The organism is Bacillus sp. FJAT-42376, from assembly GCF_003816055.1.
Taxonomy (GTDB): Bacteria; Bacillota; Bacilli; order Bacillales; family Bacillaceae; genus Metabacillus_B.
In genome coordinates this window covers 3,631,396-3,645,733 of record NZ_CP033906.1, presented here as the reverse complement: position 1 = coordinate 3,645,733, position 14,338 = coordinate 3,631,396, and the positions used below count along the sequence as shown (strand labels likewise).

Below are 14,338 nucleotides of genomic sequence, written 5' to 3'. Positions count from 1 at the left end.
ATTTTAATTTTTTTTTAGAAACGTCCACCAAATTTAAATTGTAACCTAACTGAAATATTTTTAATAAAAGCTGAAAAACATGATTAAAACAGGAAACATTCATTACAGATATATCTTTTGAACGGATGTTTCAGTTTTCAGAAAAAATACCCAGTTTGATAAAAGCAAAGACTCGGGTAACACCCTCAGTAGAACGGAATTGAAAGCGGCATTCACGCCTTTCAGTTTAGAAAGGAGGACGCGGTCAATGAGCTCTGGAAGCAAAGAACGAAATAAAAAAATCGTTTATGGAAGTTTAGCAGCAGCCGGTACTGGTGCCATGTTCATTCCGGGAATACGGAAAAGAGTCCTGCCTAAAGTATTGAGAGGGAAGGCTGAAGAGAAAAAGCATGAAGTGAAAGAAGAAATAAAAGAAGAAAAAGATGAACTGAAGGATGCAGCTAAAGACAGAATAGCCCATGAAATGAAGCATCACGTGCAAAAGAAAATGCAGTCCAAAGTAAAAGATGCTGCGGGAAAACTGGAAGCAGCAAAAGAAGAAAATGCCGGGAATGTTCATTCAAAGGCAGAAGAGATGAGAGACAAAGTTCAGGAAGCGCTTTTAAACGTCAGATCCAAATTGAAAACGTTCAAAGAAGCCGGAGAGGATTTTCAAGAGAAAATCAGACCCGACGACAAAGGCCGTCTGAAAAGTATAAGGGATCTAAAAGGTGTGAACCAGCTTAAGAGCGCCTCTCAGGTGAAAAGTGCAGCAAACATGAAAAAGCCAAGTCAGATTAAATCAGCAACGGACATTAAAACAATCAGTTCAATATCAAATTCTTAAATATGGAAGGGAGAAAGATAAAATGGCTGTTCAAAAAAGTACGGATAGTTCCAGTCTGGCAGAGGTAGTCGATCGGATTCTCGATAAAGGGGTTGTCATTGACGTATTTGCCCGCGTGTCATTAGTGGGAATCGAGTTAATTACAATAGAAGCAAGGGTTGTCATCGCAAGTGTAGATACATGGCTGCGCTATGCAAATGCGGTCGGGCTTCTGAGAGATGATGTACAGGAAGATGAAGCACTGCCTCACCAGTCAAATGAACGGGATAAACAATTCAGCATTTAAACCAGTCTGAAAGAAGCCGGCGGGGGAATACTCTTGCACCGCCGGCCCCTTTTAAATGTGAAAACGGCGGTGAATCCAATTGAAGATTAAAGAAGTGATGAAATCATTAAATGAATTCTTCTCAGAGCATATCGCTCCCCCTCATAAAATAACTTCCATTGAACCTACTGAAGAAGGATGCAAAGCTGTTGTGGAAGTCGTGGAAGAACGTGAATATATGAGAAAGTACGCCAAAGATGAAATGCTTGGGGTATATGATGTGACATTGGATGCGGAATATGATGTGACCTCATATACCCGTAAAAGCCTGAGGCCAAGAAGCGCAATGATGGATGAGCAGGAATAGCAGACCGTGTGATTGGAGCTGGAAAAGATGACCGTACTTAAAGAAGCAAAACAGGCGGATGCAAATGGAAAGGACACTTTTTACACAGAAGCATTTGAAGACATTATGGAACGGTCTGCTTCCTATATAAAAGCCGGTTATCCTGTTCATTTCACGGGTCCATCCGGAGTAGGGAAAACGACTCTTGCTCTTAACCTTGCAAAAAAAAGAAAAAGGCCTGTTATGCTTATGCACGGAAATCACGAACTTTCCAATGCAGATTTAATCGGATCATTTACAGGATATACAAGTTCGAAAACGGTGGATAATTATATACGTACCGTTTATAAAAAAGAGGAAAATGTGACAGAAACCTGGAAGAACGGAAGGCTGCTGGAGGCTGTGAAAAACGGATATACGCTCGTTTACGATGAATTTACAAGGTCCAAACCTTCCACCAACAATCTCTTTTTATCCATACTCGAAGAAAAAGTGCTTCCTTTATACGGCACGAAGCACACTGAGCCATTTATAAAGGTACATCCGGAATTCATGGTGATTTTCACAAGCAATCCGGATGAATATGCAGGGGTTTACCAAACACAGGAAGCCTTGCTCGATAGGCTCATTACAATCCCCCTTTCTTTTATTGAACCGGATACAGAAGCGGGAATCATATCGAAAAAGACCGGTGTATCAGCTGAAAAAGCGAAAAGCATCTCTCAATTTATCGGGAGTTTAAGAGAGCTTTGCAGAAAAAAGGGCAAAGAAGGCCCGAGCTTAAGAGCCTCCATCATGATTGCCCAGCTGGCACATGATCAGAAGATTGGTATAGACGGGAAAAATGATGCATTTCAGCAGCTATGTCAGGATATTGTGTGGTACCAGATGAGAAAAGCACTTGAAAATGAAAATGATAGTAAGATTCAGCAAATTATTTTATCAGAATGCAAGAAAATTCAGGGGTGACAATAATGAGCGAAACAGGAATTTATATATTTTGCGGAATACAGTCAGCAGGAGAAGAACAGTCCTTTGGGAAAATGAAGCTTGAAGGACAGGAGTACTCTATTTTTACCATTCATCATGAGGATGCGGCAATCGTTGCTGCCGAGGTTCCGATGAAAATTTACCATCCTAATAAGGAAAACGTGATGGCTCATCAGCATGTAGTTTCTTCCGTAATGAAGCAAAACGACACCGTGATTCCCATTAGCTTCGGAAATGTATTTAAATCTAAAGAAGATGTGCACATGCTTTTGAAAAACCTGTATCCACAATTTTCAAAGCTCTTTCCCGAGATTAAAGGGAAAATGGAACTCGGCTTGAAAGTAGTGGCGAAAGAAGACTGGATCAATCAAGAGCTTTCCGAAAGGAATGACATTCTCAAACTGAAAGATTCGGTAAAAGGAAAATCGGAAGATGCGAGCTACTATGAGCGAATTAAACTTGGCGGAATGGCACAGGATTTCTTTGAAAAACTGCAGAGACAAATAAAAAAAGAAGTATATGAACCGCTGCAGCAAATATCAGAAGCCGGAACCCTTAATAAGCCGATTGGCGAGAAGATGCTCTTAAATGGAGCATTCCTCGTGGACGGGAAATACGAAGAGCTTTTTGACAGTAAAGTAAATGAGATCAACGAAAAATGGAAAGATAAAGTGAATTTCCATTATTCAGGACCATGGCCTGCCTATAACTTTATTAATATTCAGCTGAAGGTCGAGGAAGCAAAATGATTCATAAGCTCTTTACCGCTCCATTGAATTTAGTGGTCAAGGTAGGAGAGAAAATTAAGGAAGAGGCAGATAAGGAACTGTATGATATTCCAACGATACAGCAAAAGCTTATTCAGCTTCAAATGATGTACGAACTGGATGAAATCGAGGAACAGGCCTACAAAGAACAGGAAGAACAGCTGCTAATGAGATATGAAACTGCCAAAAGACTTGAAATGGAGCAGTATGAAGAAATGCTGAATCAGGAGAAGTGAGGGATTTAAATGAGCAATTTAATTTATTTATACGGATTAATCCCTGCTGAAGAGGCAGCGAAAGCGCCATTGCCATCCTTCAAGGGATTTGACCAGGAGCATGACGGTTATGCTGTAAACTACGGCAGCGCAACGGCCGTCATCTGTGAACTGGATCCTGTTAAGTACTCTGAAGATCAAATAAAAGAGAAAGTAAATGAAATGGAATGGCTGCATGAGAAAGCCTTCCATCATCACGAAATGCTTATGATGCTTGAGAAGGAGTACACGCTCATTCCGACAAAATTCTGTACCATTTACTCCTCACTGGACAGCTTAAACGAAACGGTTCACACACATCAGGAGCGAATGGCTGAACTGTTTGGTTATCTCGATGGTAAAGAGGAATGGAACTTGAAAATTTTCAGTGATGATTCTCAGATGAGAGAATCATTTGGAGACCATAACCCTACCGTTATGGCTAAAAGAGAAGAGATAGCCCAGCTCCCGCCGGGAAGGCAGTATTTTGAGAAGAGAAAGCTTGAACAGCTCGTTGAGCGGGAAATGGAGCTTGAAAAAAACAGAATTTGTGAACAAATCCATGATGAGCTTGTCCCATTTGCCATTGACAGCACCGTTAAAAAAACGTGGAGCCAGGACGTAACAGGCAGAGAAGAGCAAATGTGCTGGAATAGTGTCTATCTCCTGCCAAAGGACCAAATTGCCGTTTTCAAAGAAAGAATACTGAAAGCCGCAGAGGCTTATCAGACATCAGGCTGGAAATTTGAACCGACCGGACCATGGCCTCCCTATCATTTCGCAAGTCTGACATCAAACGAGGAGAGAAAACATGGATCAGCCCCGGCAAATTGATAACAGTGATGTATCCCTGCTGGACATTCTTGATGTCATTCTCGACAAAGGTGTTGTTCTAAGAGGGGACCTTATCATTTCGATAGCAGGAATCGATTTAATTTATCTCGACTTGAGAGTTTTGATTTCTGCTGTAGAAACGCTTGTAGAGGCAAGCGGAAATAACACACTTTCATCATCCGAGATGGATCGGGAAAGAGAGGAGCTTGTTTATGTCACAGAATCCCGCAGGCGCTAAAACCGGACTGCAGAGCAGCAACGGGAAAATCAATCTGGATCCGGATTCTGCTGAGCAGGGTCTGGCCCAGCTTGTGTTGACGGTAATCGAGCTTTTAAGGCAGCTGGTGGAGCGCCATGCCATTCGCCGTGTAGACGGAGGGACACTGACCGATCAGCAAATCGAGGATCTCGGAGTGGCTCTTGCGAATCTAGAAATAAAAATGGAAGAAATGAAAGATATCTTTGATTTGAAAGATGAAGACTTGAACATCGACCTTGGCCCTCTTGGCAATTTGATATAAATAGGGACTGTGAGCAATGAGGAGGAATTAAGGTGAATGAGATTCAGCATAACGGCGGTTCGAGTTCCATTGTAGACGTTCTTGAAAAAGTTTTGGATAAAGGTGTAGTGATTGCAGGGGACATCAAAATCGGCCTGGCCGATGTAGAGCTTCTTACGATTAAAATCAGACTGATTGTCGCCTCTGTAGATAAGGCGAAAGAAATTGGAATGGACTGGTGGGAAAATGATCCTTACCTCAGTTCAAAAGCTTCTAATCATAATAACGAGGCTTTAGAAGAAGAAAACAAGCGCCTTAATGAGCGAATTAAATTGTTAGAGGAAAAAATGGATACTCAAAGATTGGTTTAACAAAAAACAAGATTACGAATAGATGAGTTTAATTGAACCCTGGGAGGAATTAAAAATGGAAAAAAACAATCAAAAACAGTCAACTACGAAAGCAGCAGAAAACACGAAGAGCAAACAGCAGGCTAATGGAAAACGCGCTGCAGTAGACAAAAACTTTTTATCAGGATCTCTTGTCGGTGCCCTGGCAGGAATAGGAGCAACGTTACTGCTTGCGCCTAAAACGGGAAAAGACATGAGGTCCTCAATCAGCAAACAATCTTCGTCTGTTTTAGACAGCTGCAAACAGTTCGGGGGGAGCACAAAAGATAAATTTTCTTCACTGAAAGAAAAAGGCACAGCAAAAACACAGGAAGCAGCAGACAAGATTAAAAAGTCAGCTTTATACATTGTGAAAAAAGAGAATAAGTCTGATGAGCAGGGAGCCGCTGAAAATGAGCAGCAGGAAGCTCAGGCACAGACGGCCGTGACAGAAACGAAGGAAAAGGATGAAACATCGTCCGAACAGGAAAACAAGAAAAAACTGCAGCAGGCTGTATCGGATGAAAATGAAACAGCCGAGGATGAAGAGGAAAACGATCATGAAGAGGAAACCGATCTTGAAGAGGACAGCAAGGAAGACGAGGACAACCAGATTGAAGTAAACGGACAAAAGGACGGCCAAGAAGAACCTTCATCGGATCAAAAAATGGACATAGAAAAGCCTAAGCCGGCTCCGGCCCAAACAGCTGCGAAAACAAGGACAGCAAAAGCAAAGAAAACGGCAGCACCTAAAAAACCAGCCAATGGAACGGTTATTAAAAATGAAGATGATACTGTTCAATCTTCTAAATAATTGGAAGTTGAAAAGGAGGACCTGACATGAGCGTAAATACGAAGGACAGCATTCTGGAAATGCTGACGCATGCAGCGAATAAACATCAATTTTCACTCGATATCACGTTAAACATGAAAGGTTCTCTTATAACAGGAACCCTTATATCAGCTAAAGAGTATTTCGAAAACATGAGTGAAAAGTTCGAAGGCGGTAGTGACCTCTCAAGAGCGATCAGCGAAAAGCTTCTTCACGCGAGCACCCAAAATGTCGAACATGCCGAGGATGTTACGTTTATTCATCTGAAAGAAACGAGAATATATTGCGGGGACAGCAAACCGACTCCGTCGAAAAGTGAGTTCCTATGGAGAGGAAGACTCGATCAGACCGATGGCTTCTTTATCGGGAAAATATCTGAGGATGAGTAAATAAGAAATAAAAAAGCCAGCCGGCTAATCCCGGCTGGCTTTTTCTATTCATCTTCATTTTGCAGTGCCTTGCACCCTTCATCTCCATTGCGGATTTTTACAGCGTTGGCCAGTTCGTAAATGAATATTTTCCCGTCTCCAGGCTTTCCTGTTTTGAGAATTTTGCACGCGAGATCTACGACATCCTGTACAGGAACTTTACATACAACTATTTCAATTTTAAGCCGTTCGTACATATTGATTTCCCTTTTTACACCTCGGTACAGCTCAGTGAATCCTTTTTGAAGCCCGGCGCCAAAAACATTGGATACGGTGATTCCGCTCACACCAATTTTAACGAGTTCCCTTTTAAACTCTTCAAATCGGTCTGGACGGGAGATTATTTCTATTTTCGTTAAGACCTCACTCATCATATACTCCCCGCTTCCTAAAGGTTAGACTCTTGATAGGCTTTTTCGCCGTGCAGCGTCAGGTCAAGACCCATTGATTCTTCTTCTTCACTGGCCCGAATGCTAATCACAAAGCTCACAGCCTTAATAATAAGAAAGGTGACGATTCCGACAAATACGTAGGTTGCTCCTATCGCAATCAGCTGCTTCAGCAAAAGCCCGGCATTTCCATAAAACAACCCGTCTGCGCCTGCAGAGTTTACAGAGGTGGTAGCGAATAGGCCCGTTGCGATTCCGCCCCATGTACCGCCAATTCCATGCAATCCGAATGCATCCAGAGCATCATCATAGCCCAGCTTCTCTTTCAAAAAGAACACTCCCCAGAAACAAACAGCGCCGCCCACAAGCCCGATTAAAATGGAAGCGGCAGGAGTGACAAATCCGCATGCTGGAGTAATAGCGACAAGTCCCGCTATTGCCCCGGAAATAGCACCGAGCATTGTAGGTTTTTTGTTAATAATCCACTCAACTGCAATCCATCCGATAATTCCGGTAGCAGCTGCCGTATTTGTATTGATAAATGCGATCATAGCTACATCATTGAGAGTAAGAGCGCTCCCGACATTAAACCCGAACCAGCCAAACCAGATGAGGACTCCTCCCAGTAAAGTTAACGGAAGATTATGAGGAGAAACGGAATTTTTGCTTTTTCTTGTTCCAATGACCAATGCCAGCACAAGACCTGCTACACCGGAAGATATATGAACTACATTCCCGCCCGCAAAGTCCAAAGCACCTAAATCACGAAGCCAGCCTCCCACGCCCCAAACCCAGTGGGCAACAGGAGAGTAGACGAGGAATGTCCAAAGAACACTGAAAAGAACAAAAGCTGAGAAACGCATACGTTCGGCAAAAGCACCGGAAATGATGGCGCATGTCAGAACGGCGAAAGTAAGCTGAAACATCATATATAAGCTGTGAGGAATGGTAGCACTGTAGTCAGCATTAGGCTCAAACGATACGCCTTGAAGTCCGGCCCAGTCAAGACCTCCTATAAAAGGATTCCCTGTAGTTGAGAAAGCAAGTGAATAGCCTGCAATGATCCATAAAACCGAAATAATTGCGATAGAACTTAAGCTGTACATCGCTGTACTGAGTACGTTCTTGCTTCGGACCATCCCTCCATAAAATAAGGCAATTCCAGGTGTCATAAGCCAAACAAGCAATGTTGCCACAAACATTAAAATCGAGTCGCCCATCTGCATTGCTGATTCCTCCCTATAAGTCAATTGAAATACGTCATGTTAGTTTATATAACATCAGTTGGTATATAAAGTATCATATGTGAAAGTAGAAGGAATATCAATAAGAATTTTCAAATATATTTAAAGATTATTTTGGAAGCGAATACAATTTGTTAGAAAATCTAACATGATAAAACATAAAAAAATCCACCCTCCGCAGAGAGTGGATTAATAGCAACTTTCTTATCTTACGCCCTTCATCAGCCTTTGAATGGAAGGAGAAACCAAAAACAAAATCAGACCAAGAACAATAGCGATTCCGCCGATAATTCCAAAATATACAACCTCAGTTTCAGGTTTGTAGAATCTAACGACTTGCGCATTCATTGCTTGTGCTGCTGCACTTGTTAAGAACCATAAGCTCATTGTCTGTGAAGAGAATGCAGAAGGTGCAAGTTTTGTTGTTGCAGATAATCCGACTGGAGACAAGCATAGCTCTCCGATCACGACAAGGAAGAAGCTGAGAACGAGCCACCATGGATTAACAAGTGATTCTGTTCCATTAATGGAAGCCGGGAAAATCATAACGATAAAAGAAATACCTGCGAAAATCAGCCCGAAAGAAAACTTCTTTGAAGTGGAAGGCTGGCGATCACCAAGCTTTAACCACATCCAGGCGAATAGCGGTGCCAATGTAATAATGAATAGAGGATTCAGTGATTGGAACCAAGAAGCCTTTAATTCAAAACCGCCGATGTTCAATTGAGTCCGCTCAGCAGCATACGCCGCCAGAATTGTAGAGCCTTGCTCCTGAATTGCCCAGAATACCATTGCGGCAATAAACAGCGGGATGTAGGCAAGCAGCCTTGATTTTTCAACAGCCGTTGTCTTTTTGCTGTTGTACATCACGATGAAATACGCGGCAGGAATTAGAATTCCAAGGATACTTACAATTAAGATAAATAAATCAATGGTTAAGATTCCTTGCTGAGCTAATACAAAACCAATAATGAGAACAGCTGCTGCTGCAATTCCGATTTGTGTAAAGGTCTTCTTTCTTTCAGCAGGTGTAAGGGGATTTGGAACGAAAGAACCTGCTAGTCCAAGACTTTTCTTCTTGGTTGCCACAAAAACAATCAATCCAAAAAGCATTCCAATTGCAGCCAGTCCGAAACCTAAATGAAAGCTATACATTTCTCCGACTGTTCCGACAACGAGTGGGGAAAGGAAACCACCCATATTGATTCCCATATAGAAAATGCTGAAGCCTGAATCGCGGCGCTCATCTTTTTCAGTATAAAGATCTCCGACAATGTTTGAGATGTTTGGTTTTAACAGACCAGTACCAAGAACAATCAATACCATAGAAATTAAGAATGCAGTAAACGTCCCTGGTAAAGCAAGAACGATATGACCCAGCATAATTAATATTCCGCCGTAGAAGACTGTTCTCGTAGATCCTAAAATACGATCTGCTATCCAGCCGCCGATGATCCCGGACATATATACAAGGGATCCGTAAATGGAGGTAATAGCGAGAGCGGTTGATTGGTCAATACCAAGCCCGCCTTTAGAAACGCTGTAATACATGTAATAAACAAGAATTGCTCTCATTCCGTAATAGGAAAATCTCTCCCAGAATTCTGTGAAGAATAGAGTGAATAAGCCTCTTGGATGACCGAAAAATCCCTTTTGAGGGACACTTGCCGCAATTTTATCATGGTCCAAAGGTGTCATTTGAATTACCTCCCTCTTATAAAATACTATATTACTATTATCTTTATTTTGTTGTCAAAATATTTCGAGTTGAAAAATTAGGTAAAAAGCATGGTGTTGTTAAAGAATTGCATAAAAAAAACCCTTCGAAAAGGGTTTTCTACACTAACTTTTCCTGTAATTCTCTATACCGTTTACTTAAGCTTGCATCAAGGGTTTTCAGCTGGGGATAACCGAGCTCTTTTTGGATTTCAATAGACCTGCTTTGAAGCCTCTCCAATTTCTGAAGCTCTTGTTTTGCTTTTGCTGAGGAACCGGATTTCAATAAAGCGTCAATTTTATTCATTTGCCTGTGCATGGATATTTGATAAATGGTTCGTTCACGGGCAATTTTAGCCGGCTTTACATACACGTTCAGAATTGAGCTGCGGTTTGCGGAACCGTATACCTCTCCGATTTCTTTTTCGGCTGAAGTGATAGATGATGTAAACCTGTCATACAGCCGATCAATGGATGTCATGCTCGAGTTTAAAATCGCTTTATTGTAATCGGCCGTCCGAACCTGAACGATCATACCGTAAAGGGTTGCTTCCTGACTCTCGAGACTTCTCGTTATGCCGGCAGGAAGAGCGGAATAGCCGCCGTCTTTTTTTATCTGTGCTGCGCGTGTTTGGAGACGGTCCAACACCCGGAGCTGCGCTTCAGACTTTGAGAGGTTATCCCCGCTAGGTTTAATGGAATTCATTAATCTGTATTGTGAAACTTCATATATGGTTCTCTCAATTGTTTTTTTGGCAGGGTTTACATATTTCTGGCCAAGTGCGTCTCGGATAGACTTCCCGGAAACTTTTCCTATCAGTGCTTCTGCTGATTTAAGTTCTCCGTTTAATCCGTTATACAAACCATTTACTTTTGAAATACTTCCGCTATTGACAGCTGTTTGATAAGCCGCCGTTTTTTGAAGAAGGACTTTTCCCTGTTCTTCAGCAGCCGAATAGGCTGCATTCTCTTTGCTCACAGGATAGCCATTTTTCCTGGCAATCGCTTCAAATGATTCATTTGATTTTAAGATAACGGCCTTCGTCATTTTTTCGACTTTTGGATATAGCCATCTTACCTCAGCATTGTGCATCCTGATGCATCCTGAACTCACGTATTTTCCAATGGAATTCTCATTGTTATTCCCGTGTATGGCATAGGTAGTCCCATACGTTCCTCTTGCATCGAGTCCGAGCCATCTGTCTCCAAGAGGATTTCTTGGATCGCCGCCAGGAATGTTGTCTTTATAATAAGGACGATTTACGATTTTGGTGACAACCCTGAATGTCCCTTCCGGCGTTAAATCATCGCTTCTGCCTGTCCCTACACTAAACACCCGGACGAGCTTGCCGCTGTCGAAGAAAGCTAATTTGTTTATTGCTTTGTTCACAATGATTAACTGGCTTCCGCTCGCAGAAGCGGAAGTGAAGTTTCCTCCGGCAAAAAAACTGAATAGAAGGATAAAGCTTAAAATGATTTTTTTCATAATGCCCCCTGTTTTTCTATAATTATATAAATATGCCAATTAATTATAAACGCAATGGCCTATAAAATATGTAGAAATTTGTATTGCTGGAAAATTTTTTGTTTGAAAGTGTATCAAATGGAGGGAAGGAGAGGCGGAAGAGGAAACAGGAAATGGAAATAAAAAAGGCACCTGACTAGTCAGGTGCCTTTGCGTATTGCGGCGGGAGACCAAACGCCACATCGTTTGTACCTATAAGGTGCGTCCCCCGGCTTATGCAACTCAGCTCATCGCTCTAGTATAGTATCATACATCATGAAAAAAGGCAATCTCTTGTGAAGGCCGTTCTCATTGAATTTCAATGTGCTTTCTTCGTAGGCAGTAAGAAGGAATTAGTATATAATTTCAAGGAGATGAAAAAAGGGGACGAAGGAAAATATGAAAATCGGAATTAGGAATAAAATCCTATTCGGCTATGGGGTCATATTGGTTTGCTTAATCGTGTCGATTCTATTAATCAGCAATCAGATTTCACAAATGCAAAAACAGAGAAACTTTATCATAAATCATGATATTCAAGTTTTTAATTTAACCGGCCAGGTGGAAAGGTCTCTCCTTGAAATGCAAACCGGGCAAAGAGGCTATGCGATTACTGGAAATGCGGAGTATATGAATGCATATGAGCTTGCCGGAACTCATCTGGATGACGATTATAAAGAACTCTACAGCTTAATCAGCGATAATTCTTCCCAGCAGGACAAACTGAGAGCGATTAAAGCTTCCATTGATAACTGGGTTACCGAAACAAGTGACCCTGTCATCAAGCTGAAAAATAATGGAAGAGATCAGGAGATCCAAAGGTTTTATGCGCAAAACCCTGATGCCGGTGCCATTAAATCTGTTCGTGATCAGCTTGAAACGTTCAAGGGTACAGAATTGAATTTAACGAAACAGAGAGCAGCTGATTTAGACAGTCAGAACTTATGGTTAAGATATATGATGTATGGCCTTCTGCTCCTGACTGCGATTGTGGCAATCGTAATTGGAATGGCGATTTCCAAATCAATCGTTTCGACTGTGCAGCAGGTAATCGGAAATATTAAAGCGATGACAAGCGGCGGAGATTTATCCCGGAGGCTGAACGTCCGGACAAAGGATGAAATCAAAGAACTTGCAATGGCAACGAACCGTCTGCTTGATGTCATGGAAGAACGCAGCTGGGTTCAGACAGGCATCAATCAAGTGAATAACCAGAATCAGGGGATATCGTCCCTTGAACCTCTTGGGGAGACTTTCCTTAAAAATCTTGCGGATTTTACTGAGTCGGCAATGGGCGCTTTTTACGTAAAAGACGGCGATGTTTTTGTGAAAAAAGCCGGATATGCATTTGGAACAGAAAATGCGAAAGAGACCTTTTCTTATGGCGATGGTCTCGCAGGGCAGGCAGCCATAGATAAAAAAGTAGTCGTTGTGAACGATCTGGGCGCAGATTATCAGCCCGTTTCCTCAGCAATGGGAAATATCAAGGCTAAAAGTCTTCTCGTAGCTCCTATCCTGTATAAGAGCAATGCGATTGCTGTTATTGAACTGTCAAGTTTCGGAGAATATTTGCCGAAGCACATCGAACTGCTGAACGCTTTGACGGAATCAATGGGACTCACCATTAACAGCGTCCTTGGGCAAATGAAGATTAAAAGGCTTCTTGCAGAATCACAGGCTATGACAGAAGAACTTCAAACGCAGTCTGAGGAACTCCAGACTCAATCAGAAGAGCTTCAAATGCAGTCTGAAGAGCTGCAGATGATTAATGAGCAGCTGGAATCCAGAAGCGAAGATGCAGAAGATAAATCCAAGGAACTCGAGCAGGCAAAAGAAGAGCTTGAGGCCCAGGCAAAACAGCTGATGGCAAGTTCCCAATACAAATCAGAGTTTTTGGCGAATATGTCACATGAGCTCCGTACCCCGCTGAACAGCATTCTGATTTTGTCAGAGATGCTTGCGGAGAACACAGGGAAGAAACTTGCCTCAGAGGAACAGGAGTTTGCAGAGATCATCCATTCTTCCGGACAGGACCTCTTGAACTTAATTGATGAAATTCTGGATCTCTCTAAAGTGGAATCCGGAAAGCTTGAGGTACATTTCGGGGAAGTGAATGCAGCCGGCATCCCAGAATATATTGAGCGGAATTTTGCTCATCTTGCAGCCCAGAAGGGGTTATATTTAAAAATAGATAAAGCAGATGAAGTGCCTGATCTTATCTATACGGATGAAAAGCGTCTGAACCAAATCATTAAAAACCTTCTTTCCAACGCATTTAAATTTACGTCTCATGGCGGAATTACCGTTTCTATTGATCATGTGCCGGGCAATCAAATCCGCCTTGCTGTAACGGATACTGGAATTGGAATACCTAAGGACAAGCATGAGATCATATTTGAAGCGTTTCAGCAGGGAGACGGAGCGACGGTCAGAAAATATGGCGGCACCGGTCTTGGTTTATCCATATGCCGTGAACTTGCAAAGTTGCTTGGCGGAGGAATTACGCTTGAAAGTGAAGAAGGGAAGGGCAGTACCTTTACACTTCTCATTCCAGCACATCCGGATTTGTCCGGAATCACAGAAGAGCAGAAAACGCAATATGAGGCGGCTGCAGCTGCTGAGTTAAAGATTGTACAGGATAAAAGCGATGCTGATTCTTACACGGAGCAAGATGTGTTTGAAGGCAGGAATGTGCTGATTGTGGATGATGACCATCGTAATATTTATGTTCTTGAGACGGCATTAAAAAATGTCGGCATGAATGTTCTGACGGCTGAAAACGGACAAAAATGTCTGGAAGTTCTGCAGTCGTCAGCCAAATCCGTTGATTTGATTTTAATGGATATCATGATGCCGGTTATGGACGGGTACGAAACGATGCAAACGATCCGTGGAGAATACCAGATGAACGATGTACCGATTATTGCTTTAACGGCTAAAGCCATGAAAAATGACAGGGAAAAATGCTTAGAAGCAGGAGCCTCGGACTATATTAGCAAACCGCTTAAGATTGAGCAGCTGCTATCGGCAATGAGAGTTTGGCTTACTAAGTAA

General features: G+C 42.2%; 17 protein-coding genes. 13 read left to right on the top strand and 4 right to left on the bottom strand.

The window, feature by feature from the left end; genetic code table 11:
- The first annotated feature begins 247 nt into the window (after positions 1-247).
- From gvpQ to gvpU, 12 genes are all read left to right on the top strand, one after another.
- On the top strand, positions 248-826 hold the full coding sequence (gvpQ, locus tag CEF21_RS18340; RefSeq protein WP_123918857.1) for a gas vesicle protein GvpQ: 579 nt from the start codon (positions 248-250) through the stop codon (positions 824-826).
- A 22-nt stretch (positions 827-848) separates the two neighbouring features.
- A complete protein-coding gene (gene gvpA, locus CEF21_RS18335) occupies positions 849-1,112 on the top strand; it encodes a gas vesicle structural protein GvpA (RefSeq protein ID WP_123918855.1) in 264 nt (87 codons plus the stop codon).
- 79 nt (positions 1,113-1,191) lie between these two features.
- On the top strand, positions 1,192-1,458 hold the full coding sequence (gene gvpO / locus CEF21_RS18330; protein WP_035412425.1) for a gas vesicle protein GvpO: 267 nt from the start codon (positions 1,192-1,194) through the stop codon (positions 1,456-1,458).
- Between the two features lie 27 nt (positions 1,459-1,485).
- Positions 1,486-2,406: a gas vesicle protein GvpN gene (gene gvpN, locus CEF21_RS18325; RefSeq protein ID WP_123918853.1), complete on the top strand. Its 921-nt coding sequence runs from the start codon at positions 1,486-1,488 to the stop codon at positions 2,404-2,406.
- 5 nt (positions 2,407-2,411) lie between these two features.
- Complete coding sequence (locus tag CEF21_RS18320) at positions 2,412-3,176, top strand: GvpL/GvpF family gas vesicle protein (RefSeq protein ID WP_481747604.1); 765 nt, start codon at positions 2,412-2,414, stop codon at positions 3,174-3,176.
- Positions 3,173-3,430: a gas vesicle protein GvpG gene (locus CEF21_RS18315; protein ID WP_123918849.1), complete on the top strand. Its 258-nt coding sequence runs from the start codon at positions 3,173-3,175 to the stop codon at positions 3,428-3,430. The genes CEF21_RS18320 and CEF21_RS18315 overlap by 4 nt, the downstream gene beginning before the upstream one ends.
- Positions 3,431-3,439: 9 nt before the next feature.
- Entirely contained in the window at positions 3,440-4,282 is an 843-nt protein-coding gene (locus tag CEF21_RS18310; RefSeq protein WP_123918847.1) for a GvpL/GvpF family gas vesicle protein, read from the top strand.
- Positions 4,260-4,520: a gas vesicle protein gene (locus CEF21_RS18305; RefSeq protein ID WP_123918845.1), complete on the top strand. Its 261-nt coding sequence runs from the start codon at positions 4,260-4,262 to the stop codon at positions 4,518-4,520. The genes CEF21_RS18310 and CEF21_RS18305 overlap by 23 nt, the downstream gene beginning before the upstream one ends.
- The gene (locus tag CEF21_RS18300) at positions 4,495-4,803 is read left to right on the top strand and encodes a gas vesicle protein K (RefSeq protein ID WP_051860830.1); all 309 of its coding nucleotides are present in this window, start codon (positions 4,495-4,497) and stop codon (positions 4,801-4,803) included. The genes CEF21_RS18305 and CEF21_RS18300 overlap by 26 nt, the downstream gene beginning before the upstream one ends.
- A 41-nt stretch (positions 4,804-4,844) precedes the next feature.
- Positions 4,845-5,153: a gas vesicle protein gene (locus CEF21_RS18295; RefSeq protein WP_123920381.1), complete on the top strand. Its 309-nt coding sequence runs from the start codon at positions 4,845-4,847 to the stop codon at positions 5,151-5,153.
- Between the two features lie 55 nt (positions 5,154-5,208).
- Positions 5,209-5,985 carry a YtxH domain-containing protein gene (locus CEF21_RS18290; protein ID WP_164462240.1) on the top strand — a complete coding sequence of 259 codons (777 nt, stop codon included), beginning with the start codon at positions 5,209-5,211 and terminating at the stop codon, positions 5,983-5,985.
- 26 nt (positions 5,986-6,011) lie between these two features.
- The gene (gene gvpU / locus CEF21_RS18285; protein WP_123918841.1) at positions 6,012-6,392 is read left to right on the top strand and encodes a gas vesicle accessory protein GvpU; all 381 of its coding nucleotides are present in this window, start codon (positions 6,012-6,014) and stop codon (positions 6,390-6,392) included.
- 44 nt (positions 6,393-6,436) lie between these two features.
- Here gvpU and CEF21_RS18280 read toward each other — a convergent pair whose 3' ends face one another.
- From CEF21_RS18280 to CEF21_RS21795, 4 genes are all read right to left on the bottom strand, one after another.
- Positions 6,437-6,802 (bottom strand): P-II family nitrogen regulator, encoded by a 366-nt coding sequence (locus CEF21_RS18280; RefSeq protein WP_123920379.1) that lies wholly within the window; start codon positions 6,800-6,802, stop codon positions 6,437-6,439.
- A gap of 17 nt (positions 6,803-6,819) precedes the next feature.
- Positions 6,820-8,046, bottom strand: a complete 1,227-nt coding sequence (locus CEF21_RS18275; RefSeq protein ID WP_123918839.1) for an ammonium transporter — start codon at positions 8,044-8,046, stop codon at positions 6,820-6,822.
- Between the two features lie 222 nt (positions 8,047-8,268).
- The gene (locus CEF21_RS18270; protein WP_123918837.1) at positions 8,269-9,762 is read right to left on the bottom strand and encodes a peptide MFS transporter; all 1,494 of its coding nucleotides are present in this window, start codon (positions 9,760-9,762) and stop codon (positions 8,269-8,271) included.
- Between the two features lie 139 nt (positions 9,763-9,901).
- On the bottom strand, positions 9,902-11,266 hold the full coding sequence (locus tag CEF21_RS21795; protein WP_123918835.1) for a L,D-transpeptidase family protein: 1,365 nt from the start codon (positions 11,264-11,266) through the stop codon (positions 9,902-9,904).
- 417 nt (positions 11,267-11,683) lie between these two features.
- On the opposite strand from CEF21_RS21795, the gene CEF21_RS18260 reads away from it, so the two are divergent.
- The gene (locus CEF21_RS18260; protein ID WP_123918833.1) at positions 11,684-14,338 is read left to right on the top strand and encodes an ATP-binding protein; all 2,655 of its coding nucleotides are present in this window, start codon (positions 11,684-11,686) and stop codon (positions 14,336-14,338) included.

Excerpts from the sequence above, each read along its gene's own strand:
- CEF21_RS18305 (WP_123918845.1), top strand. The coding sequence starts at position 4,260 with ATGGATCAGCCCCGGCAAATTGATAACAGTGATGTATCCCTGCTGGAC.
- CEF21_RS18315 (WP_123918849.1), top strand. The coding sequence starts at position 3,173 with ATGATTCATAAGCTCTTTACCGCTCCATTGAATTTAGTGGTCAAGGTA.
- CEF21_RS18260 (WP_123918833.1), top strand. The coding sequence starts at position 11,684 with ATGAAAATCGGAATTAGGAATAAAATCCTATTCGGCTATGGGGTCATA.
- CEF21_RS18290 (WP_164462240.1), top strand. The coding sequence starts at position 5,209 with ATGGAAAAAAACAATCAAAAACAGTCAACTACGAAAGCAGCAGAAAAC.
- CEF21_RS18275 (WP_123918839.1), bottom strand. The coding sequence starts at position 8,046 with ATGCAGATGGGCGACTCGATTTTAATGTTTGTGGCAACATTGCTTGTT.
- CEF21_RS18270 (WP_123918837.1), bottom strand. The coding sequence starts at position 9,762 with ATGACACCTTTGGACCATGATAAAATTGCGGCAAGTGTCCCTCAAAAG.
- CEF21_RS21795 (WP_123918835.1), bottom strand. The coding sequence starts at position 11,266 with ATGAAAAAAATCATTTTAAGCTTTATCCTTCTATTCAGTTTTTTTGCC.
- CEF21_RS18300 (WP_051860830.1), top strand. The coding sequence starts at position 4,495 with ATGTCACAGAATCCCGCAGGCGCTAAAACCGGACTGCAGAGCAGCAAC.
- CEF21_RS18310 (WP_123918847.1), top strand. The coding sequence starts at position 3,440 with ATGAGCAATTTAATTTATTTATACGGATTAATCCCTGCTGAAGAGGCA.
- gvpN (WP_123918853.1), top strand. The coding sequence starts at position 1,486 with ATGACCGTACTTAAAGAAGCAAAACAGGCGGATGCAAATGGAAAGGAC.
- gvpU (WP_123918841.1), top strand. The coding sequence starts at position 6,012 with ATGAGCGTAAATACGAAGGACAGCATTCTGGAAATGCTGACGCATGCA.
- gvpA (WP_123918855.1), top strand. The coding sequence starts at position 849 with ATGGCTGTTCAAAAAAGTACGGATAGTTCCAGTCTGGCAGAGGTAGTC.
- CEF21_RS18280 (WP_123920379.1), bottom strand. The coding sequence starts at position 6,802 with ATGAGTGAGGTCTTAACGAAAATAGAAATAATCTCCCGTCCAGACCGA.
- CEF21_RS18320 (WP_481747604.1), top strand. The coding sequence starts at position 2,412 with ATGAGCGAAACAGGAATTTATATATTTTGCGGAATACAGTCAGCAGGA.
- gvpQ (WP_123918857.1), top strand. The coding sequence starts at position 248 with ATGAGCTCTGGAAGCAAAGAACGAAATAAAAAAATCGTTTATGGAAGT.